At 60.1% G+C, this 26,117-nt stretch carries 21 protein-coding genes and 1 pseudogene; 10 read left to right on the forward strand and 12 right to left on the reverse strand.

Annotated elements, in window-relative coordinates:
* Positions 1–355: 355 nt before the first annotated feature.
* Both XI03_RS08090 and XI03_RS08095 read right to left on the reverse strand, forming a co-directional pair.
* A complete protein-coding gene (locus XI03_RS08090) occupies positions 356–595 on the reverse strand; it encodes a hypothetical protein (RefSeq protein WP_271591821.1) in 240 nt (79 codons plus the stop codon).
* 545 nt (positions 596–1,140) lie between these two features.
* The gene (locus XI03_RS08095) at positions 1,141–1,530 is read right to left on the reverse strand and encodes a DUF2958 domain-containing protein (protein WP_271591822.1); all 390 of its coding nucleotides are present in this window, start codon (positions 1,528–1,530) and stop codon (positions 1,141–1,143) included.
* Between the two features lie 740 nt (positions 1,531–2,270).
* Between XI03_RS08095 and XI03_RS08100 the strand changes: the two genes are divergently transcribed.
* Positions 2,271–3,659: a hypothetical protein gene (locus tag XI03_RS08100; protein WP_271591823.1), complete on the forward strand. Its 1,389-nt coding sequence runs from the start codon at positions 2,271–2,273 to the stop codon at positions 3,657–3,659.
* A gap of 70 nt (positions 3,660–3,729) precedes the next feature.
* On the opposite strand, the gene XI03_RS08105 is transcribed toward XI03_RS08100, so the two are convergent.
* The 5 genes from XI03_RS08105 to XI03_RS08125 form a co-directional block, all read right to left on the reverse strand.
* Positions 3,730–5,010 (reverse strand): type II toxin-antitoxin system HipA family toxin, encoded by a 1,281-nt coding sequence (locus tag XI03_RS08105; RefSeq protein ID WP_271591824.1) that lies wholly within the window; start codon positions 5,008–5,010, stop codon positions 3,730–3,732.
* Positions 5,000–5,335, reverse strand: coding sequence for a helix-turn-helix transcriptional regulator (locus XI03_RS08110; protein ID WP_271591825.1), 336 nt, complete (start codon positions 5,333–5,335; stop codon positions 5,000–5,002). The genes XI03_RS08105 and XI03_RS08110 overlap by 11 nt, the downstream gene beginning before the upstream one ends.
* A gap of 239 nt (positions 5,336–5,574) precedes the next feature.
* Positions 5,575–6,072, reverse strand: a complete 498-nt coding sequence (locus XI03_RS08115; protein WP_271591826.1) for a hypothetical protein — start codon at positions 6,070–6,072, stop codon at positions 5,575–5,577.
* Positions 6,073–6,120: 48 nt separating this feature from the next.
* Entirely contained in the window at positions 6,121–6,981 is an 861-nt protein-coding gene (locus tag XI03_RS08120; RefSeq protein ID WP_271591827.1) for a hypothetical protein, read from the reverse strand.
* Positions 6,982–7,292: 311 nt separating this feature from the next.
* Complete coding sequence (locus XI03_RS08125) at positions 7,293–7,472, reverse strand: hypothetical protein (protein WP_271591828.1); 180 nt, start codon at positions 7,470–7,472, stop codon at positions 7,293–7,295.
* Positions 7,473–7,568: 96 nt separating this feature from the next.
* On the opposite strand from XI03_RS08125, the gene XI03_RS08130 reads away from it, so the two are divergent.
* Positions 7,569–8,363: a hypothetical protein gene (locus XI03_RS08130; protein WP_271591829.1), complete on the forward strand. Its 795-nt coding sequence runs from the start codon at positions 7,569–7,571 to the stop codon at positions 8,361–8,363.
* Entirely contained in the window at positions 8,360–9,466 is a 1,107-nt protein-coding gene (gene dinB, locus XI03_RS08135; protein ID WP_271591830.1) for a DNA polymerase IV, read from the forward strand. The genes XI03_RS08130 and dinB overlap by 4 nt, the downstream gene beginning before the upstream one ends.
* A gap of 539 nt (positions 9,467–10,005) precedes the next feature.
* Here the strand turns inward: dinB and XI03_RS08140 are convergent.
* The 3 genes from XI03_RS08140 to XI03_RS08150 all read right to left on the reverse strand — a co-directional run bounded on the left by XI03_RS08140 (position 10,006) and on the right by XI03_RS08150 (position 15,004).
* Complete coding sequence (locus XI03_RS08140; RefSeq protein ID WP_271591831.1) at positions 10,006–10,320, reverse strand: hypothetical protein; 315 nt, start codon at positions 10,318–10,320, stop codon at positions 10,006–10,008.
* Positions 10,321–10,830: a hypothetical protein gene (locus XI03_RS08145; RefSeq protein WP_271591832.1), complete on the reverse strand. Its 510-nt coding sequence runs from the start codon at positions 10,828–10,830 to the stop codon at positions 10,321–10,323.
* 133 nt (positions 10,831–10,963) lie between these two features.
* Positions 10,964–15,004, reverse strand: a complete 4,041-nt coding sequence (locus XI03_RS08150) for an NACHT domain-containing protein (RefSeq protein ID WP_271591833.1) — start codon at positions 15,002–15,004, stop codon at positions 10,964–10,966.
* Between the two features lie 49 nt (positions 15,005–15,053).
* Here XI03_RS08150 and XI03_RS08155 point away from each other — a divergent pair, with 49 nt between their 5' ends.
* The 5 genes from XI03_RS08155 to XI03_RS08175 all read left to right on the forward strand — a co-directional run bounded on the left by XI03_RS08155 (position 15,054) and on the right by XI03_RS08175 (position 21,811).
* Positions 15,054–16,676: a hypothetical protein gene (locus XI03_RS08155; protein ID WP_271591834.1), complete on the forward strand. Its 1,623-nt coding sequence runs from the start codon at positions 15,054–15,056 to the stop codon at positions 16,674–16,676.
* Complete coding sequence (locus XI03_RS08160; RefSeq protein WP_271591835.1) at positions 16,660–17,988, forward strand: hypothetical protein; 1,329 nt, start codon at positions 16,660–16,662, stop codon at positions 17,986–17,988. The genes XI03_RS08155 and XI03_RS08160 overlap by 17 nt, the downstream gene beginning before the upstream one ends.
* A 57-nt stretch (positions 17,989–18,045) precedes the next feature.
* Positions 18,046–19,062 carry a DUF4238 domain-containing protein gene (locus tag XI03_RS08165; protein WP_271591836.1) on the forward strand — a complete coding sequence of 339 codons (1,017 nt, stop codon included), beginning with the start codon at positions 18,046–18,048 and terminating at the stop codon, positions 19,060–19,062.
* Positions 19,063–19,421: 359 nt separating this feature from the next.
* Positions 19,422–19,718 (forward strand): cytochrome P450, encoded by a 297-nt coding sequence (locus tag XI03_RS40480; protein ID WP_442869701.1) that lies wholly within the window; start codon positions 19,422–19,424, stop codon positions 19,716–19,718.
* Between the two features lie 200 nt (positions 19,719–19,918).
* Positions 19,919–21,811, forward strand: a complete 1,893-nt coding sequence (locus XI03_RS08175; RefSeq protein ID WP_271591838.1) for an SIR2 family protein — start codon at positions 19,919–19,921, stop codon at positions 21,809–21,811.
* Positions 21,812–22,019: 208 nt separating this feature from the next.
* Here XI03_RS08175 and XI03_RS08180 read toward each other — a convergent pair whose 3' ends face one another.
* Entirely contained in the window at positions 22,020–22,415 is a 396-nt protein-coding gene (locus XI03_RS08180) for a hypothetical protein (protein ID WP_271591839.1), read from the reverse strand.
* 1,002 nt (positions 22,416–23,417) lie between these two features.
* Here XI03_RS08180 and XI03_RS08185 point away from each other — a divergent pair.
* On the forward strand, positions 23,418–23,591 hold the full coding sequence (locus tag XI03_RS08185; RefSeq protein WP_271591840.1) for a hypothetical protein: 174 nt from the start codon (positions 23,418–23,420) through the stop codon (positions 23,589–23,591).
* A 152-nt stretch (positions 23,592–23,743) separates the two neighbouring features.
* Positions 23,744–24,949 (forward strand): RES family NAD+ phosphorylase, encoded by a 1,206-nt coding sequence (locus tag XI03_RS08190; protein WP_271591841.1) that lies wholly within the window; start codon positions 23,744–23,746, stop codon positions 24,947–24,949.
* 9 nt (positions 24,950–24,958) lie between these two features.
* Here XI03_RS08190 and XI03_RS08195 read toward each other — a convergent pair.
* Positions 24,959–25,945: pseudogene (locus XI03_RS08195) on the reverse strand (HPP family protein).
* Between the last annotated feature and the right edge of the window lie 172 nt (positions 25,946–26,117).

Below are 26,117 nucleotides of genomic sequence, written 5' to 3' on the forward strand. Positions count from 1 at the left end.
GTCCGCGGGCGCATTCGACGTAAAGGCGGCTGAGGAATCGCTGATCATCGTGGAGACGACGGACATGCTGGTCGTGCTTGAAGACACAAAGCAGAGAAAGGCTGCTCAGGCAGTCTGGAGAGAAATCTGGGGGTAGTTCTCAGGCCGCATGGACTTCACGCTATTGGCTTCCCTGGCGGCAATTTTGATTTGCCCTTCGTTTTCGGCTGGAGTTGACCGCCTTTGGGTTGCGTTTGGTGGCGCCTCGCATGGCGCTCCAATCCCCGCTATTGGAATGCACTAGGTGTGTATCAGCCTGACAACCATGCGCAATCATAACGGCCGAAACCAAAATACCGACCGTAAACACTGGCGCTCAAGTGTCCGATTTTTTGCTGAAGATACTGCGACCAGCAACCTCTTCTTGATGCACAGCGCCAGAATAGGTGGTGACCGTCCCGGGATTGGCAAGACCGTATTTCTGGTTTGAAAAGCAAAACTTGTCGAAGTAATGGACCAAGGTAATGGGCGACGAATGGGCATAGCCGTGGCCAAAATCGACAGCCGGACTTATGAGCCGCGTCGAGGCATTCGTCCGGAGCGGATACAGCTTCAAGGGCCAAGTAGCCCGGCGCGTTGCGGGCAACCGAATTCAAGCAGCGAGTAGAAGAATTCGACCGCTAGAGCAAAGAGTTCTCTGGCAAGAAATGCAGCCTGCGAGACGATCGATCCGAATACCTCACCAACCACGGTGATACTGTGCAGAGGCTTTACGAAGAGAGAACATCCAGGCTCTCGCACGTGAGAAGGTGTTCAACTCTACTCTCATTGATCTGTTCGGGAAGAGAGACGGAATTCTCTCGGAGGTATACGAAGGAAAAACTGGCGTGGGACGGCAGATGCCTTGCACCGCGATCGGACAACTCATGACGCACGCAATGAATGGCAGTGGGCAAGTGGCCAAGTTTTCTCGTGCTTCCCTCCGACGAGAGCGCCCCAGAAGACTTGGAATCGGGCGATTTCGCACCTTGGGATCAAGGTCAGGCGCTTTCTCGCTGAAAGGCAAAAAGCCGCGGCCATCTGTCGATGTTGACTAAGATTGTTAGAACGCGCCGCCTTAATTGCAGAGCATCAATCTTAGACTGAACCCCTTCCGGGATTTCAGGCGTGCCGGGATAGACGCGCCGCATGTCGGAGACGGCGGCGTAGCTTGATGCGTCCGAGGCGCTGGGCCTCGTCGGCATATTCCGAAGGCGTTTTGTCGGCGGAGAAGTAAAGATCGCGCTCGATGGTCAAGCCGCCGGGGCCGCATATCTCTTCAAGCTCGCTGATGCGGACGTTACCAAGTTCGGGGCATTCCATGCCTAGATCGCAGAGGCCGAAGGCGATATCTGGGTCCTCCGGATCAAGCTCGGTGAGGAGCCACGTTGCGCCGCCCCATGGACAGAACAGTTTGGCGGCAGGCTTGAAGTCAGTCGTTTTTTCGCGGCCCGCATTGACGCGTCCGTTCGCGAGCAGCGTCTCTCGGATTTCATCGGTCAGTAAATTCATCTTCGCGTCCTTGCTTTCTGGGTGCAGCTGCTGCTGCACCCCTGCCCTTGGCGAAACCCGGGGGTAGCAAGTGCAAGGAGGGTCCGAACGCGTAGCGCCGAGGGTCCGCACGAGGGCCCCGCCCTTGCGGGAGACGTGCGGAGGCGGCGCGAAGCGTTTGGATGCCTTGCGCGCGCGAGGGCCGGTAGCCCTTAGCGCCTCAAATAAAGGAAGCGAGCGGCTGGGCCGCTCTCCTTGTCTCTGCGCAAGCGTGATCGAAGCCGGATGGCCGAGACGCCCTATGCGGCTCGGTTTACGAGAGCACCGGTGCGGCAACGCCGCATGCGCGAAAGACCATCTTTGGTCATGGCTGCTTGTGGCATGAGCGAATCACTTAGCCGGACGCATTGCCATCTCAGCGGCTTGTGCAGGTCCTCGACCTCTTTATATTAAAGCCGCCTTGAAGGGCGTTTCAAAAGCCTTTCAAAGACATCCATGACAAGAATTCCGCGCGTGGTTGACGGCCGTCTGAAAAACGGCGACAAAAAGAAATCCCCCCGCAAGGCAATTCTCGGAATTCTTAATGGAGAATTGCGTCATGCGAGAGCCAAGGCTCGAAATCAGTCTGTGGGGTTTCAGGATTAGTGCGGTCGGCGCGGCTGGCGGTTTGCGCCGCTGTCTTGATCTTTTTGCGGCTCTGGCGGCATGGCGTTTCTAGCCATAGCCAAGGACCAAACAGGTAAAACACCCGAAGGTGCTGCATGCCCAAGAGCGAAAGCACAAGACCGTTGCACTGCGTCGAACTCGTCACGGGGAAGAACCTCACCGGCACGGTTCTGATCTCGGAGAATGAGCTCCGCGCCGATATCTATAGCTACGACGATCACTTCCATATCGAAGGCGAAGAGCCGGTCTTCCTGCAAACCGCGACAAACGAAATCGTCTCGTTGCATTCGAACGTCACGACGATCACCGGAACCTCGTCGCGCAATTTGCCCCCGCAGCGTACGACGCGCCATCAGGAGATCCTCTCGAACGTCGCGGTCGTAGGCCACGATGCCTGGGCGGCCGAAGACGGCGTCAAGCAAGTCTCCTTCAACGTAAAGCACACGAACCAGTTGATGCTGCATGACGGCAAGGTCAAGACGATCGGCCGCACGCGGTTTCCGGAGGAAGATGAGCTGACGATCTTCAACGATACCGCAGAAGGCATGACGGTGCGGGCGTGGTACGGCGCGACCTACGGCATGGAGCTGGAGGGGCCGAAGGAAATCTGGCCGACGTTCGGGATTGAATTCGACAAGCCGCAGAACATCCGGGATTATATCGACTATGTGTCGGACTACGTGAACTTCCTATCGTTCTGCTTCGGCGTGCCGCTCACGCCGTCGTCGATCCGGTTCGACCGGCTTTCCTTCGCAGAGATGATGGAAGCCATCGAAAAGCACGACTATCCCGGCGACCACAAGGTCCATTACATCTGGCCGGAAGCCGAGGTCGACAATCGCGATCTGTGGGTCGGGGGATCGCCGGTACGCTGTTGGGACGATCAGGAACTTGGCGCCTTCCGCGCGTGCCTTGTGGCGTGGATGAACCGGGCATCGGCGTGGCGGCGGCCCAACGCGCTGATGTCGACCGCTTTCGGCTTGAAGAACGTGGTTTCCTCGGAGCGGCTGTTGAACGCGTGCCGATGGTTTGAAGATATCCCGATTGGGAAGGCGCAGCCGGTGCTCTCAGCTTCGGATGTCGATGCGATCGCCGCCGTTGCTGCGGCGAAGGCCCAGAAGCTCGGTCACGACCCTGCAATCGGCGAGCGCGTCGCGGGCGCGATCCGGTGGATCAGGGCGGAAACCGCCGAGCAGCAATTCAAGCGTCTTGTCGGCACCGTCGAAGCCCGCTTCGGCAAAGGCGTCATGCCGAAGGAAGCCGTCGAGCATCTCAAGCGCGCGATCAATTTCCGCGGCAAGAGTGCGCATGGTCACTTCAATCCGGAGAGCGACGCGCAATTCCGCGCCTTCTCGAAATCGACGCGGGCGATGGAATCCCTTTGCTATCTCTTGACCGCCCTTGAGCTACCGATCCCTGAACAGGGTCTTTCGCGCGTTGGGGCAAATCCCGTCCTCCGGGACTATCGCATGGCCTACGATTAAACGATTGCGGTAAGGCATGGCTCGGATCGACCGGGAACTTTCAAGTCGCAACGATGCGCGGGCCGCCCCGCTAACCGACGAGGCGCGTAATAGCTTCCGGCGCGTCGATGAACGCATAGGGATTGAAGAACTGGCGTCGCCACAGGAAATTCCGATCAACTTCACTGAGCCCGGCCTCGTCGCACACTTGCGCCCAGCGTTCCTTGATAGTCTTGATTTGCGCGGTGACGATGAGGGTCGCCTCTCCTTCGTGGAGCAGGAACAAGGGCGCGGCTTTCAGGCAAGGTGCGATCTGGCTGGCGCGCTCCTGCCCCATGATGAGCATGGCCTGCGACGCCTCCCCGCCCGTACGGTTCTGCGGACAGATGTCATAGGCAGGCGTGAGCGTAAGCTCCACCCCGTTCCAGAACGCAGCATGGTTTCGCGCGTGATCATCGGTGTTGCCGGATAGGATATTGAACACGAGCCTGCCGAAAAGCTCCTTCAACGTCTCCTTCGGTGACGTGAAACGATGACGGATCGCGGTGGCAAGCTGCTCGTAGCTTGCGTAGCGGGCCATCATTTCGTCGAGCTCCAGCAGCGTGAGCGCCGACACCATGGCTTTGCGGCGCCAACCTTCCGGGGCTTTTTCACGGTCGAAGCGCTCGATGAGCAGCACGTCCTTTCCGGCAGCACGCTTGAGGGCAACGGGTGCGGCGGTGAGACCGACGAGGGACGCGAGGCGCATGGCGACGAATTCGGCTTTCACCACGCCGAAGAGGTCGTTCTGGGACGAGAACTTCGCCACGAATTTCTTGTTACCGGACGTGATTATGGCTTTTGGCCGCGCGCCGCCGATGGAGCTCCCGTGGAGAAGGGCACGGTCGAGTTCGGCCGTCAGCGGCACGCCTTTTTCAACCAGCGTGGCGGCGTTCAGGAGTTCATCGAGCGACACTTCCGCGCTCTCGCGCGGTACATAGTTCGAGGCCGACGCCTGAAAATCGAGCGCGCCGATACGGTCCGATCCGGACTCCAGGAGATAGGTCAGTTCGTCAAGGTTGCCGGGATCGACATCTTTGCCGCCTGAGCCGAATTTGCGGTTGATGATGATGCGGCGGCCCCACGCGTCGGGTGCCGCGTCGCGAATGCAGTTCGGCATGTTGAGCCCATTTAGGAGCGGAAGGACGCCGCTCTTGAGCGGCAATTCCGGCTCATAAAGCGGGATGGCATTGTTGCGGCGGAGATAGCTCTGCCCATAATTGTAGACGAGTTGCTTGCCACTTGCGGACAGGAGACCCGCGACGACAGGCTGCGTGCTTTCCGGCAGCCAGACCCATACATAGGCTTGGGTATGTTTTTGCTCAGAAGTCATCGTCGGGCTCGGTTCGGTGGCTGCGGATTGCTTTGGGAAGTAAGGCCATCACTTCGCGGGTGGATTCGACGTCGCGCGACATCGTTACCTGGCCCGCATCGAACAGGCGCACGCCGACAATCGCGGCGGCCTCGAACACGGCACCAATGGTGCAGCCGGTATCGCCCGCCTCGATGCGTTGCATGAGGCCGCGCGAGACCCCTGCCCGTTCCGCCAAGGCAGCGACCGTCATATGGCGGTCAATGCGTCCCCGGCGAATGAGCTGCCCCAGCCGGGTCGCGGCATCCGCAGCATAGGGCGAGACAGGGCGGTTGGTCTTGGACACGTCTGATCCATAAATAGGTCATAAGCGACTTTATGATCTATTTATAGGTCAAGGAGAACTGATGTCAAGAGATTGATCTATAAATAGATCATTTAACCCTTTGTGATCTATTTATAGATCATTGAATTTGAAGTTAGCTAGAATTTCCCCGTCGCAATGAGTCCGGCTATCATCGAGCCGGAACTGAGGTTTTCCCATCATGCGCGATGCGAGCGAAATGGCGAACCAAGCAACCTTGCTTAATATGTCGCTGGTGTACCGCCCGGTTGCCATCGAGCGCCGCTGAAGGCTTCCTCGTCATCCACATTCCTGAAATGCGTCAGTGGATTCCGAAGCGCGACGAGGTTCTTCAACTCGGTCACATCCTCATCGTTCAAAATACCCGCGGCCCTGCAACGCCTCAGCGTTTCATCAAACTGAATGCGCGAAGGCAACTCATCCAACAATCCACCGTGCAGGAACGCGGCCAGAAGATTTTCAATGAGACTCTGGCACAGCAAAACGGTCGCCACATAGTTTCCGTGGACGAAAGATGAGCGCGCCTCGATCCAGGCGTTATGCGTGACGTGACCGCCGAACAACATCGTCCGGCGGCCATTCTGCTCACCGAGATCATGCAAGTAACGGAAGCGCTGAACTTTCCCCAAGAGGTCGTCATGAAGATCCTCGAGCAGGAACCTCATGAGGGAAACATCGTCGATACCGGACAGGAAGTCGCCTTGATCGCCGTTGTCCATTCCGAATGCCCCTTGTTCGAACCTTGCGTAACTCTACCGGCTCACGCGTCATCCAAACACAGGCGGAACAGGCAGCTTGTCGGAAGTGTAAAGCGGGCTCGTTCCGTCGTGGGCCTTCAGCCATCGTTCATAGCTGGCGATTTCAGGCTCTCCCAGATTGATGGCGAACTCCTCTCCAACGATGCACACGACCGCGTAGAGGTCGAGGTGGCCGGGCTCAGGCAGCGGCTCGCACAAGATCGTGAATTCATGGAGAACCTGGTAACCGTCGCCGTCCCCGTGCACATCCTCCTCGCCATAAATCCGGCGGAGCGAGAACGGCCATTTCTCCGGGCGATCGCCGATCCGCGCGAGATGCCGGATCGGATCGAGAGCTTCCTTGTCCACAATTTCTTCGTTCCAACCTTCGACGCGGATAATGCGCTCGACAAGAACCTCAAGAGCGACCTTCGCTAGGAAGCGAGACATCAGGCGCTGGTCGATTGCCTCGATGATCGGGATGTAAACGGACCGGGCAGGGCCGGTTTGGATTGCGTCGATAAGAACGTCGCGCTCCCGCTCATTGCGCCCGCCGAAAGTAAGCTTCGGGCCGTCCAGCCATACATCGGCCGACATACGGGCCCCCGGGACAATACTTCGCATCGGGACCTCGACGCCAAGCGGGACGCACTCGCCCAGGTCAACGCCCGTTTGAGCGGCGATGACCCACCTCCTTCGTTCCAGCCCCATTACAGGACCTTCGTCGCTACTACGAGGCAGTCCGCCCCTCTCCGACGCATCGGTACTTTCGGCCTCGCGGCGGGAGCCGCTTGCACCTTTTCCCTTGGGATCGTCGGCAAGGTTCTCACGTTCCGTACCGGAGCCTGATCGAGCTTCGCGCTGCCTATACGCCGGATGCCGCTCGGTCATCCTCCGAGCTTGTCCCGCAGGAAGGGTCACCCCGCGGTTTTGACATCGCCTAATCCGATTTCGACGCTTCAGAAGCAGTTCGCTTGCGCTCGCCTCTCTCGATCCTGGCTGCCGGGATCATCGCCCCGACGTTTCCGCGACGCTAACGACCGTGGCTTTTGACCACAGCCGCTCGCGGTTGGGATCAGCGACCTGATCGCCGAACAAGGGCCCTCCTTCATCTCCAGTACAGTTACGACTCGCCGTGTTGACCGGCGATGCTCGTGACACAAGACCTAATCCGGACCTCGTGACCCATCGCTTCTCAACCGCTATCGGTATGGCAACTCGCGCTGCTCCACGTCTGGGAACTCGTCAAACCGTTCCTCGGAAAGAGTGGAGCTCAAGCAAAGGCCATGACGGCCGCCGTCCATCAGGTCATCAGATTGCACCTCATCGTCGCAAGCCTGTTCTTGGAAAATAAGATACTGCCCTACGTCGGTCGGCAGCACGCGCTTTCGTTCTCCGTCGATTCCAACGAGACGTCAACCTGAAGATGTTCGACGTGTTGGGCAGGTTGGCCTTGGCCGGTCATTGGATGATCTGGCTTGCGCGGTACGGTACCGGGGGAACTGAAGGAGCTGAACGCGCAACAGATCGACGGACTGCGAAAGCACGTCGCCGACGGGTTCAAGTTGATCATCAACAATCCGTCGTTGTTGTTGCCGCTGATCGATCAGCAGGCGATCGACCTGGCCTTATTCCTGACGCTTGCCGGCCAGATGGGCCATATGGACGCCGACATAAGAGGATGGCTGGCCGAGATGGTGCGCCGCCTGAAGACGACCGTCGAGGGTCACGGAAGGTACCCCGCCGCCCTGACCGATTATCCGGACATACTTGCTCATCCGAAGGCGCGCACCGACGAATATCAGCGGCAAGTCACTGCCGGAAGTGTACTGATACCGTTGCTGTTTGCATTCGCCGCCGGCTACGGCGACGCACGCACCGTGACGACCATAGAAGAGCTGATCGCGGGCCCTCTCGCTCATTGCACTCTGCAACTGTGGACGGCCGACAAAAAAAGCGAAAAACATCTATATCTCAATGACGATGGCCACGGCGCCGGATTGAGCGACCTACCCACGACCCGGTCGGGTATGAATATGATCAAGGTTCTCGCCGAAATAGGCGAACATTCGCCTGGCTTCGGCGATCTCTCAGCCGTCAAATTCGGATTCTTCCCGTTGGTTCTAACGGCCTGCCGACACTATCGGCTGCCGGTCCCGCCCCAATTCTGGATTCCGCTCCTGATACCTCGAGCAGCAGACTCTGCCGAAACGGACAAGCGTCAGTCCCAGCCGAGACCTGAGAAGCGTCGCGACGGCTCCGGCAAGAAATGATATCGGCAAACGACACGTTGCAGCCAGAACATACGCCGCCCCAGCGGAAGATCATCCACGTCGACATGGACGCGTTCTACGCGTCGGTCGAGCAGCGAGATAATGCCGAGCTTCGCGGCAAGCCGGTCGCCGTCGGCGGATCCCGAGAGCGTGGGGTCGTCGCGGCCGCGAGCTACGAGGCCCGCAAATTCGGCGTCCGTTCGGCGATGCCGTCCGTCACCGCCAGGCGCCAGTGCCCGGACCTCATCTTCGTGAAGCCGCGGTTCGAGGTCTACAAAGCGGTCTCGCAGCAGATCCGCGAAATCTTCGAAGGGCACACGGCGATCATAGAGCCGCTGTCGCTCGACGAAGCCTACCTCGACGTGACCGAAAACCTGCAGAACATCCCGCTGGCGCGCGACGTGGCGCTCGCGATCCGGGCAAAGATCAAGGAGGTCACGGGCCTCAACGCGTCGGCCGGCATCTCCTACAACAAGTTTCTGGCGAAACTCGCCTCGGACCACCGCAAGCCGAACGGACATTACGTCATCACGCCTGAGATGGGACCTGGATTCGTGGAGGCGCTGCCGGTCGAAAAATTCCACGGCATCGGCCCGGCGACGAGCGCCAAGATGAACGCGCTCGGTCTCCACACCGGTCTCGATATGCGCAAGCAGACGCTCGAATTCATGCAGGCCAACTTCGGTAAGGCCGGCGCCTACTACTATTGGATCTCGCGTGGCGTCGACAACCGCGAGGTCCGTGCGAACCGCATCCGAAAATCCGTCGGCGCCGAGAACACGTTCTCCGCGGACCTCACGGATTTCGATGCGATGGTCGCCGAACTGGAGCCGCTCATCGACAAGGTCTGGCGGCATTGCGCGGAGAAGGGCTCGCGCGGGCGGACCGTCACGCTGAAGGTGAAGTTCAACGACTTCGAGATCATCACCCGAAGCAGGTCGATCCCGACGGCGGTTTCGACCCGCGAAGATCTCGAGCGCCTAGCGGTCGCGCTGTTGCAGAACGAGATCCCGATGCGGAAGCCGGTCCGGCTACTCGGCGTCTCGCTCTCGTCGCTCGACGGGGCGGAACATGAAGTCTCGCAACTCGACCTGCCGATATAAAGCTCCGTTCAGGATGTCGAGCGCTCCGACGCCGGACGCTTCAGCCCCTACGTCCCGCTGGGCGCTTCTCCGACAAGAGTCGCCTAAGAGCCGATGATCGAGCATGGTATTCGTCGTCCGTTTCGCCATCTTCGCGGGGGATTGCGGTTTCCGCACGCGGCGCGACGCCTTTCTTTCCCGCGGCGGAAGCGGCCTCTTCGTCGTCGCGACGGATCTTCGACCAGAACGCTTCCGCGTTGTCGCCCCTTATAGGTATGGTGCCGCCGTTCTCCCTCACGGCTGTTCCGAAGCGCCTGCCACTCGCAGCCTTTAGTCGTGCCCCTTCTTCCGCCGCTTTCTGACGCCCTGCAGGGCGGCGAGCGCTTCGTCATCCAGCGGCTTCTGCTTCTTGCGAGGAGCTTTGCTGAGAGAGGGGCCGTTCTGAGGATGCTTCCGCGGCATGCTGCGCTCTGGATGATCTGCTTGGGCGTCAGTCTGCCACAAGATCGCAGCCGCGTCGTTCAGTTCTTGATACCCGGGAAGGTCTCATGACGGAATCCCTAGTCTGCGACGGAGGCTTGGAACGCAACCCGGCGACAAGGATTTGTCCCGTGGGGAGAAATGGCATGTCGACGATCGAACGGACGAAAACGCGCTAAGTCGATATGGCTGGCCGCAAGTACGGCGATGAATTTCTTCACGTTGTCCGTTGTGGGGTCGATCACGATATCCAGATCATCGACCGCACTTATGTCCCGGCAGCCGTGCGCCGCGACCGCCGCCCCTCCTACGATCAGGAATGCAACGCTTTTGGCGTCGAGCCGTTGCACGAACTCCGCATTCCCGCCGTTGGTGATGATTTCCGGCAGTGACACTTAAAGCTCCACGCCCTTTGATTCCGCGAAGTCGTTAAAGGCCGTGACGGTTTCCTCCGACGACAACGGCGAGAAATATCGAACGTCGTTGCCGTAGCTGATCGGCACTTCGAACAGCTCATGCTGGTACAGATGCCCGATACCCCACTTCGATTCAAGGCGGGTTTCCGACAGCAGCAGGCCGACGTGCTTGAACTTGCCGCCGTCGAAATAGAACGCGAGCAGGCCTGGGGCCCGCGTGGCCTTCTCGGACAGGTAATAGCGGTCGAGCAAGAAGTTCACGAACTCCGCGCCGGCGTAGACATCGTCCGGACACGCGAACGCCAAACGCACATATTCAGGGTGATCGATGATGTCGAGGGCGTGCATGACGCAGTTGAAGCCGTATGTCGCATCCAGATCCAAAGCCGTTATGTTGTGGGAATGATGTTCGCGGAGGTCGCCGATCAGCTTTCGGTGGCTGGATGGGTCGCCGTTTTCCGTGATCTCGTGAAGCTTTTGCCGGAGCATTGGGTGAAATTTCCATGATCCTCAATGCCGAAACTGCTCCGTAGCAGGCGCGTTCGCGCGAAATCTCAGCATCGATAACGCTGGTGAACTCAGATTTACCAGCTTTGCCGTCGGCACGCACCAGGATGATCGCCTAACGGTCGCTTCGCTTGCGTCTCTTCGTCGTCTTCTTGGCATTCGGATCCGATACGTCGAATACGATGACATTGGTGCGGGCGGCTAGGTCGGAAGTTAGGCCCGCGGTCAGCATGGCTTCCATCTCCGCGGCAGAACCCGGCTTACGTTGACCATTCGGTCGAGCAGGCGTCGGTTCGACGTCGTTACCGAACCAGAACACGAGATAGATCCCCAAGCCGTCAGCCCCGGGATCGGATGCGTAACCCTGCAACTGGGTTTCGGGGGCAGTCCAAACGTCCGGATGGAAATGGCGCTTCACCTCGATCGGGAGATTGCGGCCGGCTCCGGAAAAAACGAGCACGTCGGTCCGGGTCCCCTCGCCCCGGCGGGCTTCCGGGGCGACGCCGGCGATCCGGTACTTGTCCAACCTGTCCCGAAGGCGGTCGAGAAGGTTGTCGCGACATTCGTTCTCGATCAACGGCGTCGTAACCTTGCCGTTCGCACTGTTCCAGTAACGTTTCCAAGGCGTCGTATCCGTGCTTCGCAGCTCGGAACGCAACCGATGAAGTTCGGACGCGACGATCGCGCGGAGGTCGCTTGCGTTCACCGGAGGGCCACCGTCGATGGCCGCGCGCACAGCGGACGCAGACGGATGCTTGAAATTGCCATCCCTCATGATCCTGAGCTGCTGCACCTGTGCGTGTCTCAATTCGCTCTCCCAGGCTTCGAGGGCGGGGTCGGCCAGGAGACGCGCCAACGCGGCGGCGGCCTCGGAGCGAGGATCGGCGGCGATGAGCTTGATGGAGTTCCTGACGGTTTCGCTCTTCCGACGGACATCCATCACTCGCCTCCGGACCCGATCGCGCTCCGGACGAGCGCGGCGCCCGAGAAGGCTTACCATAAGGGCACGCGTAGGCAGGCGATCGACGCCAGGCAAGGCGGCGATCGATCCGATGAAATCGTTCTTCGCCTGATCGGCGACGATCGAAGACACGTCGATCGTGTCCGCAGCCGCGCCCGCCGAGTGCGTGGCGGGATCGAGCACGTAAACAACGAGTAGCCAGAGTTCGCGACAGGCCCCATCGACTTTCGGGTCGTTCAACGCGACGCTCGCAAGATCGGCCAATCTCCTCTTGTCGAGGGCCCTCGGGGTCACTTTGAGGGCCGACCGGAGAGCTTCGACGTTCATGTCGGGTCTTATTCGCAGGATTTCGTACAAGGCAAGTTCGAAGGCGGGCGACCTACGCTCGGAATCGAATTTCCACAGCGAAGGCAGCGTCGTGGATCCCGCATCCAAGGCGGCGTTCCAGTAAAGGAGAAGCCGCTCCGCTCCCACTTTCGGATCGGCGTCTAGCCTTTCGATAGCCCAGCGGTCGAGCATGTCGCTTCTACGGTTGTCGTTTGCCGTCCAACTCGACTTCAGAACGGCCAAGGCGACATCGAGCGGAAAGTCCCGCGGCGCAGAAGATGAATCGGCGTCGATCAGACGCCGATAGATGCCGGCGACCGCAGCATTTTCGATACGATTCGTCTTGCTCCGTGCTTCCAAGTCGCCGAGCCGCTTGGCGTCGATATCTCCGAGTCCGTTCAGCGCGACGGCATCCCAACCTCGTACGATAGCATCGGCTATCGCGGCATCGGATTTCGCGGCCACGTGCCCGACATCCGCAGGCGCTTCGCGGACGAAGTAGTGCTCCGCGCCCCATCCGAGCGCAGCCGTTTCCCGGCCGACCTCCAAATCGGCGATCAAAGGCGCCAGATAGGCGACGTCATCCAGTCTTCGACGCTCCTCCTCCTGCCGCCCGCGCGCCGCTCTAGCGGCATCTTCCAGTTGCCACGTTTCGATCTTGCGGCAGGTAAGTCTTTCAAGGAGCGGCTCGTCTTCGGAACGCATGACCCGATCGTAGGCCTGCCAGTAAGCGTCCGGATACGCCCCGTTGTTGACGATCTCCACGACGACGGCAAGAAGCGGGGCCTTTTCGGCGGTCGTGGTCTCGTCGATCCGTCGCAGCAGATCATCGACGACCGCGCACGACGGCATCCGATCCGCGACCGTCCTGAACTTGTTGGTAGGAACCCAGGGTCCGTCGGACTCCTCCGCGCGAGCGAGGATTTCGTTGAAAATCTCCACCTCGCGCGCAGCGCATTCCTCCAGCCATCTTTTGAATGCCTTCGCCGCCTGCGTCTTGAGACGCGACAACCCACCCCTTCGCGTGTTCGCAATCCACCGCCATACGGATGATGAAGTCGGCGCCGGAACCGTTCCGATCGCTGCCGCAAGTGCATAGTCCAACGTATGGCCTACCTCGGTGCGGTGATCGCGTTGATTGTCGTGGTCCGGCCGTTCCGGCATCCACTCCGCCAGCGGGATCTCGAAAAGCTCGGGCATCGGATCGGTCTCGATCCGATCCTGCAGGGCCCGCAAGCGCCCAAGCATGTTGTCCGGTGGGCAGGTGCAGTAGTCGGCCAGCACCGAGCGCACGTCCACAACGGTCAATCCGCCCTTCGCGAATCCACCCGCGAGCTGAGACCGTACGGCCTCCCGGGCGGACGATGCCGGTTCATCCGCGAGCGCGTCGAAAAGCTCTCGGCAGAGTCTGCCTGGATCTTCGCATCCGTTCGACAGAGCCTCCAGAGCTCTGAGCCGGTACGTCTCCTGGCTTTCCGGATCGAGAACGATGGATCGCAGGAGCGGCGCGAGCGAGCGTACGGGCGGCCCGACCGTCAAAGCTTCGAAGACCCTATAGCGTCGGTGCGTATCGTCCGATGCGTCCTTCAGGACCGCAGCGAAGTCTGCCGCCAAGTCTTCTCCGGCTAGTCCGCCCACCGCGGTCACCCCGATGTCGGAACCGCGGAAATAGGGATCCGACGTGCCGAGCTTCTCCAGGATGGCGCGTCGGCCCGCCGTGTCGAAAATAGCGGCATCGCCGTAGTTCAAGACCGATACCGCGTCCTTCCGTATCAACCGGACGGCGTCGGCGTGCACGCCGTCGCGAGCCAGATGGGCGGCGAACCACGCGTACACCCCCCGCAGCTCGGTGGGTGCAGTGCCGTCTTCGGCGGTGATCAACGCGAGGGCGCGCGAGAGCGGTCGAGCCGCACGCGTACGCGTACCGCGAACGGCTGCGGACAACGCCTTCGCGGCCAGAAACTCGGCGACCGTTTTGTGCATGGGTTCGAACGATTCGCCCTCGCCGCGGAAAAGCGCCGTATCCAGGACATCGTCGACGAGACCTCTGTCCATACCGAGTTCGTGCCAAGTCAAGAAGGCCCGGGCATCACCCAGCGCGGGGGGTTCGCGATTGGACCGCCATACCGCGCGGGCGCCGGCAACGAGCAGCACGAGGCATGTTTCGGCCGCAGCCTCCAGGATGGTATCCGGGTCGTGCCTTTCGGTGACGACGCGGACGTCGCTATGCTCGTACGACAACTTGCGGACGGCGGAAGCGAACAGCTCGAACCTGTTCGCCGGCCATGCGCCCCCGTCCGCCACGGCCTTGCGCAACAGCTTCAATCCGAGCGGGTTCTCCAGAAAAGCCGTGGCGCCGAAGGATTCGGCGCTTCTCACGAACTCTTCCGGGTCCGTCTCGCCCCACGACCGAAGTATCGCGACGGCCTCGCCGGTGTCGAGCGGCAGCAATTGAGCCACCGTGATCGGCTGTCCAGAAGTCGTCTTGCGGATCGGAGCGACATCGGCCGATTTCCTCCAGTCCTCGGAACGGCAGGTAAGACGCCAACGCGGCGGGCGATGCTTCAGGATCGCGTGTGCGAACGCATGTGCCTTGTCTTCCGCGCCGCCGTCCGTGCGGTATTCGTCCAAGGCATCGAGATACAGCGGCGTACCCTGCTGGATCTCCGCGCCGGTCATCAGTTCGCGCACCGTCACTACAGCGAGGTTCTCGCGCGTCGCTTCCGCCGCCAGCACGGTGGATTTTCCCATGCCCGGTTCTCCCAGCAGAACCACGAACGGGCGGTCGCGCAGATCGCTGACGTGCGTGACGCTTCCATCGTCCCGTTCCCCGTCGTCGAGCACGCGGATTCGACGATCGATATCCATTCCCGACTACTCCCGTGCCTCTCCCTATCCGGGTCCCGAATCACGTATTTTGAGCGCTCGTCCCGAAATCGCCGAAGTCGCCATCGCGGCAGAGGCACGGCTGGGCCACTTGAAAACGAAGCGAAAAGTAAAGCGCCTCGCGCGCTACGCGGAAACAAGCTTCGCGAGCCTATGCGCTCTCGGGGGCGCATTGTGCCACGAGTCGCAGGAGGACGAAAACGGTTGGGACTATCTCGTCGAGTTGCCGGAAGTCGAGCGTTCCGGACCCGCCGACACGGCCCCGCCGGGGAAACAGGCGTTCGTCCAGGTAAAATCGACCCGAAATCCCCGACTGTCATGTTCGATCAAGCTTTCCAACGCCTTGAAGGCCGCGAGGTCTCCGGATCCCTGGTTCGTGATTCTGATGGTCGACGGCGCTCCAAGGCCCAAGACCTATGCCATCCATATATGGGCCAGGCAGATGGACGAGTGGCTCAGAGCCGGACGTCAAGCCTCGGTCGATGATGTCCCCGTTCACAGGCGCCGCGTTACCCTTCGGTTCAGCGAAGCCGACCTTCATTCCGGCGACCTCGTCGAATGGATGCAAAAGACGATCGCCGCAGCCGCACCGGATTATGCGCTCGCCAAAAAGGCGATCTACGAGACGGTCGGCTACGAAGACGGTTACGGTGGCGGAGAAATGTCGTTCAGCGCCGACGATGCCGAGCAGTTGTTCGACGAATTGCTCGGGCTCGGCACCGGCCTTCCGGTAAACAAGTTTACGTTCACGCCATCGCGCTTCGGCATCTCCGATAAGGCGCCCCTGGTCGATCTCAGTGCAGGCACCGTGCTGATAACTCCGCATGCGGCAGGCGAGTGCGAACTCAGAATCCGCGGTCCGAAGTCGACCCGGCCGATAAGCGTATCGGGCAAGGTATTCGGCTTGTGTATGCGTTGGCTTCCGAAGGAACAGCAGCGGGTCCGCGTGTCAGCCCCGGGGTTCGAAATAGTCTGGTCGATCGAAGGACAAAGCAAATTCACGGCGAGGCTCGATTCCGAAACCCGCGTCCCCCTCGATGACGTTCTCAATTTCTCGACCATGATGGCCTGGCTCGGTACGGGCGCCATCGACGTCCAGGTATGGGTACGAAACCGCCGCTTCCTGGGCGGCGTGCTGGAAGCCGACGATGTCCGCAGAGGCGCGGATTGGGACAAGGTCCGGGAGGTCGTCGCAACGCTTCGCGGCCTTCAGCCGAATTCCGATTCGACATTGACGGTCAGCGTGGCAGACATCGGTCGTGCGGTCCCTCAGCTTTATCGGATGCACCAGTTCACATGTCCGAGCGAGATGTCGCTGGAGTTCGAACCTTTTCCGGACCACCCCTACGACTTCGAGAAAGTGTTATACTATACGACGGCCGACGCGGGTGAACTCACGGCTTACGCCTTGGTCGAACGCGAGGTTCTACATTGGGGAGAAGCCCCCAAGGGACGCAAGAGAGTCGAATTCGGTGGCCCGGTCGTCCGGGAGAGTTGGCTCGTCGCCAATGCCGACGAAGCACAAAGAAAATTGGCTGAAGGCGACTACCGGTATCATCTCGCGCAGATGCAAAAAACGGCTAAAGTACTCGGGATGAACGACATCGCCGGATTCGTGCGGAGCTCTTCCAAGTCGCATGCCGATCAATCTTAGTGGTTTGTTCGCCGGCAGACTGCAATCCATGACGCATATGCAGTTGGACGGCGTTGCGTCATGGTTGGATGGGTTCGTTGTGCCCGGCGGCGAAGGTCTCTCCAAGCGCCAGCGGGTGGACCTCGCGCTAGAAGGTCTGGACGAAACACGGCTCGCCGAATTGGCCTTAAAGCTCGCGTCGCAGAACGAGGACGTCGAGCTCGACGAGGCCGCACGCAGGGTACTGGAAGCCAGCGATCCCCCCCTCACACGCATAACCCGAAGGGACGTCGCGCGCGTTTTCGGGGACGATCTTGCGGGCGAGCTGGATCTTCTCGGTCTCGTGGGCAAATACTTCGTTCTGTCCTCCCCCTTGGAAATGTTCATTCCGAGCTCGGGTCGAAGCCTTCGCGACCAGATCGAGCGACACATGGTCCGCAATCCCGGCGACTGGTCGGTCGAGTACCTGTTCGAGCAGATCGGCGCGTTCGATTGCTCGCGCGCCCGATTTTCCGCTCTCATCGTCGATGCCGTGCACCCACCGGCACGGTCCGGCGAAGATCAGCAGAAAATCGTGGCCGAGCTCAACAAGGTCCTGACGCAAGACGGATATCATCTTGTGCAGGAACGAGAGGAATCCGGCCATCCGATCTTCGGATTCCAGCAGGTTGTCCGGGGAGTCGCTGGTCGTCCGAAGAATCTCATTTTCGCTTCGCGAGGGCCGAAGCCCGAGATCGGATTCGCGGACGCCATCAACAATGAAATCGTCATCCTTTCCGGCGAAGAAAACTGCCTCGTATACGACCGCCCGATCGGAACGACCGGCCTGCTCTGGTCCGAACTCGTCGCCTGGTGGTCCGATCTCGTGCCCGGAAGTACTGCGGCCGAGCTCGGAGCCCGCCTTCAGGAATCTCTCGCTTCGAAGGCCGAGGAGGCGCTGTTCAAGACCTACTTCAGAACCTATCGGAACGCATTGGGGGACAATCTTCCGGCCCTCCTGCCGCAAGTCTATTTGCACTACGATCCAGCCACGTCGAAAAGCCTGCGCCATCGATTGCTGCTTCCGCGCCAACGCATGGACTTTCTCCTGCTACTCCCGAAGCGTCAGCGCATCGTCCTGGAGGTCGATGGCAAGCACCACTTCTCGCACGACGACACCCCGTCCTTGAGGGTGTATGCCGATATGGTGTCCGCCGACCGCGAACTGCGTTTGGCGGGCTACGAGGTCTACCGCTTCGGCGCGAACGAATTGCTGGGCATCGGGGCGGAAGAGAAAATCACCGACTTCTTCGAGAAGCTTTTTCGCCTGCATCGGGTCGGCTCGAAGAGTTAGCAATTGTACGATTGACGCTTGCTGCGATGACCAGGCGGCAATGGCACAGGGGTACCCATGTCCGATGTCGCGAGGTCTTCCGGACCCAAGGGTCACCAATACGTTCCGACGATGTATTTGCGGGGCTTTACCGGCGCAAAGGGACAACTGCTGGCAATCGACCGACCGCAGAACAAATGGTTCCGCACATCGCCCGACAACGTCGCCAAGAAGAAGAATTTCAACCGCATCGACGTGCCGGAGATGGATCCCAACGCGATCGAGAAGGCGTTTTCCGAATTCGAGGGCGAAGTCGCTCCCGCCCTCGAACGCATCAAGGCGGCGAAATCGCTTTCGGTCGAAGCCGACAGGTCTCTGCTCGTGAATTTCATGGCCGCCCTAGCGCTCCGCAATCCGCGCAGACGGGAAGATCTGGGCAAGATCATCAGCTTTCAGAAGCGTAATTTCGTAAAGGGACTACAGGGCAAGGAGAGAGAAGAAGTCATCGCCGACTTCGCGAAGGCTTCAGGACTCGAGCGAGACGAGACCGCCGCATCGCTGGGCCGCATGATCGACGAGGCGAAGGACGAAGATTTCGCGGCGACCAAGGAAGAGATCATGATGGTGGAAATCGACCAACACGATCCGCTCGCGGAAAAGCTCTGGCATCGGAAATGGCAGATGCTCGTCGCGTCCGACGACAGCGGAGGGTTCGTGACGATCGACGATCCGGTCTGTCTCCGCTGGAGCGACGGCCTACCCCATGGCGGCATGTCGCCCGGGTTCGCGGTTCTCGGTACCGAGGTGATCTTTCCGATTTCGACGAACATCGCGCTCAGGGGAACGTTCGAGGGCGAAGAGAACGTGATCGATGCCGACGCGTCGTTGGTCGCGGAGGTGAACAGCCTCATCATCAGCAATGCCGAAAACCAGATCTACGCGCACGATCACGTCTTCAAATTCAAGCGACGACGGTCGGACGAGTTGGGTAGCGGTGCTACGCTCCTTGAGGACCCCGACTTCATCGCGGCCGGCAAACCGCGTCCGGAGGGGGTTGTCGTGGGCTTTCCGGCCGGAGACCGCCCTCAGGGTTAGGCGGCTTCGGATCGCCCACTCTGGATGACTGCGAAGCGAGCACGGCGATCGGTGACCGCATCGACGGAAGGAGCCGTCACGGCGATCCCCACCCGCACGTCGCGGCGCTGAGAAAGCTCGGCCGCGTCGTCTACCTCGAGAAATCCAACGTATGGGCGATACCGCGCTACGCCGACGTAAAAGCCGTCATTGAAAGCCATGCCTCGTTCATCAGCGCCGGCGGAACCGGTCTGCACAATAACATCAAGGGGCCGCCTCGCCGGGTCCCGAGCCTGCTCCTCGAAGCCGATGCGTTTGGACCATCCGTCGATCGGGTCTTCCGCACGGCGGCCGAGGACGTCGGATTCGCCGGTGCCACCATCCCGAAGCACGAGAAGGTCTTCGTGCTCACCGGCTCCGCGAACCGGGATCCGGATCAATGGACGGATCCCGACCGCTACGACATCCGACGCGTCGCCGTCGGCCACATGGGCTTCGGAAGCGGAATCCACGTCGGCGCCGGGATGATGGTCGTGCGTCTCGAAGCGGAAGCGATCCTGCGAGCGCTGGCGCGACGCGTCGACAGGCTCGAACTCGCGAGCCCACCGACGTTTCGCTCCCGCGCGGCACTGCGCCGGGCATTTGCCACGCAGCCGATCAAAGTCACGAGGAAGTAGACCGCCGCTCCACGGGCCGTCCGGTGATACGGACAATGTCATCCGCCAGGTCGCGGATGCACGTACCCCACCTTTTCCCGCGACGACGCACAAGAAAACGGTAGCAAAAATTGCAGTCTTTCGCCTACACTCGATAAGATTGCGATAGCGAAGCTACTAAGCCGGCGTCCCTCGGCGGGTTTGCGTATGGGTTTTAATATATGAGTTTGCCCCTTCCTCCACAGCATGTGGAGCAACTAGCCAATCTGCTCGCTAATGGACAATTGGTTTTGTTCATCGGCGCCGGGATCTCAAGACAGGCAGCGCCAAACGACGGCGGCGACGATCGAATGCCCCTTTGGTATGACCTCGCCAAGGCGGTCGCGCAAACCTGTGGAGAGGACCTGAAGAACTACAACGACCTGATTCTGGATCTATTCGACGCAATCCAGACGAACCAAGGTCGACCCGCCTTGGAAGAGGCTGTTCGTAAGGCGATACCGGAATCGGACTTCCAGCCTTCGAGGGCCCACTACGAACTCGCCGTACTCCCTTGGCACATGGTCGCGACTACGAACTACGACAATCTTCTCGCACGAGCGCTGCACGAAGATCACCCCATCGATAGCGAACAGAAGTACGAATGGTTATCTCGCGAAGCAGATAGGATTCCGAAGCTCGTCAACATCCATGGCACCTTGACGAACCTGCACACCTTGTCCGGTCTCGACTACAACGACTGGGACGAGAAAAATCCTAGGGCCTACCAATTCCTGGAGCAGGTATTGCTCAACAAAACCGTCTTGTTCGCCGGATATTCCTTTTCCGATCCGCATCTCAAGATGGGACTTCTCCCGTGGATCGAGAAGGTGACCAAAGGGCGGGGCAAGCGCCATTTCGCCTGGATGTGGCGGCCGACTCCAGAGCAGGTGCGCCTATTCGATAAGCGCAATCAGATTGACGTCATTCCGATCGAGGCGGACGGCGATTGGGCGGCGGCGTTCCAACAATTGAAAGAACAAACGAAACCTGTGAAGATCCGTATCAAAAGGAAACGCTCCAGAGATCCGGCGGGAGACAAGGCGGACGATCGCCACGAGCTTTCCGTCGTAAACGGCTACAAGCTGTTCTTTCACCGGACGATGAAGCAGGAGACGATCAGCAAGCTCAGCGCGAAAACCGGTATCCCGCAGTCAGCGCTGAAGAAGCTCGAAAGGGTCCGGACCCGCGACGCGACCGGCCCCGGCTGTTTCCAGAAGGCCCCGCGCGAACACCTCGCGAAGATCGAGCACAGCTTGGGCTGCATTGGCGACTTGGAGTACGGCAAGAACGACTTCATCGCGGCCTACATGATGTTCTACGACGTGAACTATCGCGCTAATCCTAACAGCAGGAATTCGACGAAGACCTTGGACTTCGCTCCGGACACAAAGGCCGTCGTCTTCGATTTCGGAGGCACGCTAACGAAGACTTCATCGATACTGAGCACGTGGGAGAAGATGTGGACTTCAGTCGGCTACAGCACGATCGAAGCCGGCGACTACCATCGGCAATTTCTCGCAAAGAAGCTCCAACATCAGGACTGGTGCGACATCACAGCTCAGAAATTGCGCGATCGCCAGTTTTCTCGGCAGCACATGAAGGAGATCATTGACAACATCGAGCCAATCGACGGCCTCCACGACGCGCTTACGGAACTGCACAGGCAAGGGACCTCCCTCTACATCGTATCCGGCTCAGTGAAGGAAATCATCCTCGCGAAACTCGGCAAGGCGCACGAACTGTTTGCGGAGATCAAGGCCAACGAATTCGTCTACGACGACGACGACGTCTTGAAATCGATCAAAGGGCACCCGTTCGATTTCGAGGGTAAGGCAAAATTCGTCCAGAGGGTCATTGAGAGCGAGGGCTGCCTCCCCTTCGAGGTGCTTTTCGTCGGCAACTCCCTCAATGACGCGAGGGCCTATCTGTCGGGTGCCAGGACGTTGTGCGTGAATCCTATGCACGTCGACTTCTCGAACACCATCGTCTGGACGGATTACATCCAGGAAATGCGCAATCTCGGGGAGATTCTCAGCAGGGCCAAGCGGGTCAAAGCTTCCGATCCGACTTAGATATTCGGATCGACTTCGGCTTCAAAATTCCAGAGCTTCGTGTGGCAGACGCCCCGAGTGGAGATCGTGTAATTTAGGGTGTGGTCGGTGAACCCCTTTCCGTTCAAAACGAGAGCACAAAGCCCGCAGATTGTCCGCTCGACGTGAAGCCCTCAATCGCTTTTTGCCGGTGCCGGCGAGCGCGGCGCTTCCACCTGCCAGCGACATATCATGCATCAGGATCGCGGCGATCATTCAGCATCGGCATGCCGACCGGATCTGCTTTGAATCCGTCCTTTTCTGCATGCCATTTCGGCCGGGTTCGAATTCGTCGAGAGCGCTCGGCTTGACGCCCGTCAGGCGGCTTCTTACGCCCGGACGACCGCGTCGCCGCCGGACGATCGGCGAGCCCATAGAGCCTTGAGATCGGGGACAACTCCTGCCGCAGATCGACTTCTCGATCGTTAACGTGGCGCTCCGATTGATCTCGCGCTCGCTCGGCGCAAGCGAAACACAGCTCGAGCTTATCGTCGCCGTCTACGGCGTGGCCTTCGAGATCTGCCTCCCTGCCGTCGACCATCGCGTTCTTGAGACGCTTGTTGGCGAAAGTGCCGCGGACCATCACGTGATGATTGCCACGGCGGGTAGAACAGGTGCCGAGGAATAGAACAAAATTCTATTAGATAGAACAAACTGAGTCAAGCTTGCGAGACCTTCGATGCGGCGACGGATCAATCCCGCGACACAGCCGTCGCCGTTACGTGAACATTTTTTGGAAGAATCTGAGTCGAAAACTGGCAGATGCTCCCAGACGACATGCTAAGACTCGTAATCATGTGATTTATCACAATGTGATCCATCACACCTTCTAGCGAAGCCCGCGAGACATTTGGAGACGGCAGATCACGGACTATCGTCGGAAGTCTGGCGTGGCGTTCGCAGCCGGCGCGGTTGTGCGAACTTGCGAACGCGAACGGGCATTGCCGCCTGTGCTTCGAAGCGGCGACGGCGCGCTCGCCTTTGCAGGTGCATCACGCCACGTATCGGCACCTGGGTCGCGAGATGTACGGCGATCTCGTCGCATTGTGCGCAGCCTGCCACCGCGACGTCGAAGACTTCCTGCGTCGGCGTCGGTTCGCCGACCGCCGCCCGATACGAGCCGATGTCGTATGTGTGCGCGACTTGCGCCGATCGCTCACAGACCCTACCGCTGAGGAGATCCCACGATGGAATGCGAAAGCATCAGGCTGAGGCTGGTCGGTACCAAACGTTTGGTCATGCACTGCGGACGGCTCGCCGATCCTTTGGATCCGGCGACCAGGGCGCTGGCGCGCCTGACCGGCAAGGGCTCGAAGACCGACGCAGATCACGAGGAGATCGCAAGGGTCGAATGGAATGGGGGCCTTTGGCTTTCCGGCAACCTTCCCTGCATTCCCCGGGAGGCGCTGATGTCGTGCTTCGTCGGCGGCGCCCGCAAACGAAAGCGTCGCGGCGACGAGGCCAAGGCCGGCCTGGTCGTCGAGGAGCACCCTCTGTTGGAATACGCCGGTCCGCGCAATCTCGACGACTGTGGGCAAATCCTTCGTTCCGATTACGCACCGGCGTCAGGGTCAAGGGCTCGCGCACCATGCGCACGCGCGCGGTCTTCCCCGACTGGTCCGCGGAGTTCACGGCGAAATTCCTTCCCTCCTTGCTCGACCGCTCGGAGGTGATCGAGACCTTCGAGGTCGCCGGGTTCGTCAGAGGCATCGGCGACTGGCGGCCGATCAACGGAACGTTCAGCGTCGAGGCGATCGGATAGCGGTTCGCGGTGGGGCGTGCTCCGGCACGGCCCGGCGTGGCGAGGAGGGAGACGCGGGATTGCCGCGTCTCCCCGACCCGAAGAAACGAATGACGATGTGCGGAGTCGAACCTATACATGTCACGATGAACGGTCCGATCGCGCGAGGATGAATGGCCGACGACAGAAAACTCTGCCCACGCTGTGTTCAGGAAGGACCGCTGCAGGAGTGGATCGATACGATCGGCGTCGAGAGCAATTGCGACTTCGACGACGATCATACCTCCGTGCCGTGCGTGACCGTAGATGAATTCGCGGAGGAAGCAGATCGCTGGTTTCAGTCCAATTATCAGCCGGGCGCGGAAACCTTCGAGGTCGACGACCGCGACAAGGTCTACTACGGGACGGAGGGGCAGCCCTACGAAGAGATATTTTCGGAAGAACTCGGAGCTTCCGACGACGTCGTCGAAGCCGTGATCGCCGCTCTGCCCGACGTTTCGGATCACGATATCTCTCAGGGAGCAGAGCCGTACTACACGGATGCCCACAATTTCGAGCCGATCGCGGCGGCCGACGCCCGAGAGAAGGCCGACCAAGACGATTATTGGTTCGATCGCAGATACTCCCTCCAGTGGAACGAGTTCAGCAGACAGGTCCAATTCACCTCGCGCTTCTTCGGCATCAAGGACAAACTTGACGACCTTTTCGGCAAACCGGAAGAGTACGGCGAAGGGCCGGTGAGGCCACTCTACGATCTACCGCCAGGCCAAGTAATCTATCGTGCCCGCCTGATGAACGGCGGTCTGACCAAGGATGCCGTCGACGCGGACGGCGCCAGCAAGCTAGGGCCGCCACCTTTCGACCGGACGTCCGCGGGGAGGATGAACGTCGAATTCATTCCCGTGCTCTACGCAGCCTTCTCGAGTGCTACCGCGATAGCCGAATTGAGGCCAAGCATCGGTGACTCGGTCGCCATCGGACGTTTCGCGACCCGCATGCCTCTCAAGGTCTTCGACTTCACGGTGTTCGATCGGCGCGCCGCCGACCGGAAGCTGTTCGAGCATAGCCGGTACGAATTCATCGACCAGATGCAGGACGAGATCAGCCGGCCCGTACGACCGCACGAACGCCAGCGCGAGTACATCTCGACCCAAATCGTCGCGGAATATCTCAAGTCGTCTTTCGGCTGCGATGCGGTCATCTTCAGATCCTCGATGCAACGCGACGAGACCCAGGACAGCCGCAATATCGTCATCCTGAACCGGAAAACGTTCGTCGGGACCGAGGATCCCAGCGTCGTCAGCTATCTCGACTGGTCGATGCGCGAGGTGACGGACGTCCGATATACGACCGTCGGCGACGAAGATCTGCAGTTCTGATCGGCGGTCTCACTCCGCGACAGGCAGAAGCTTCGCCAACGCCGCGAGCACGTTGGTCTGCGTGACGATGCCAATCACCTCGTTGAGGTCGTCGTCGACGACGACGGCATGGGTCTTCCCGTCCGTGAGCGCCGGGGTCAGAGCCACGATCGAAGTCCCCGCGCCGCACGTGATGGCCGGCGACATTCGCGACCCGACGCTCGCACCGCCGCCTGCCAGTTCCCGCAGACTGACCGTACCGACGATCCGATCGTGACGCGGGTCCGTAACCGGCAGGGTCCGGACGTCATGGCTCAAAAGCAGCGAGCGGGCACGATCTGTACTCTCGTGAGAGCGGGATCGTGACGACGTCACGGGACATGACGTCCGCGCACGTCACCTGTCCGTGGGTGCGCGTCAAAGCCTTGAGTTCGATCTCCCTCAGCAGCAATTCCAGGTCCGAGCGGCTGATGTCGAAGGACCCGTTGAAGGATTTCAAGGCGTCGTCGATATCCTGTGCCTGAAAGCCAATGCGGACACTCGGTTTCACGTCGGAAGTCCCGCGCGGGTGCGTCACCGCATCGGTCACGTGGGGATATCTTCTTCCGGACAAGCGATGAAAGACCCTCCCGATCGCCAAGAGGATGAGGCCGTTCAGCGCGACGGGTGCAAAGGGAAAGATAAAGCCCGCATTCGTCACCGCCGGTCCGCCGATGATCGTCGTCAATACAGCCGCACGGAGATCGTGTTGCCGCCCACGATCGCCCACGGCTGAGCCATCGGACTGGTTGGCACCGCGAAAAGCAGTACCGCCGACGCTCCCAACGGGGCAACGATCAACGGTAGATGGGACTCGGGACCCAAGACGAGCTTGCTGGTCAGTGCCGTGGATGCGATCGCCAAGAGTGCTCCCAGGCAGCCGATCAATCGCTCCCGCAGCGTGGCTCCAGCGAGGATCGGCTCGAAGTAGCGCTTGACGCCTCTTCTTTTGGGGATCTTTCTTTCAAGCGACTTCATTTCGAATCCGGACCTAACGTGATGCAGCGTCGGTATATCCGGCAGATCGGAAAGTTGAATTCCAAAAAACAAGACAGCCCCAGATCGATCGTCCTGCCGTCACGTTAACCGCGAACTCCCGGCAATCGCATCCCACGACGTATTTGGCGGTCAGCGCGACGGGAACGGATCG

The sequence above is a fragment of the Bradyrhizobium sp. CCBAU 65884 genome, assembly GCF_028128835.1.
Taxonomy (GTDB): Bacteria; Pseudomonadota; Alphaproteobacteria; order Rhizobiales; family Xanthobacteraceae; genus Bradyrhizobium; species Bradyrhizobium ottawaense.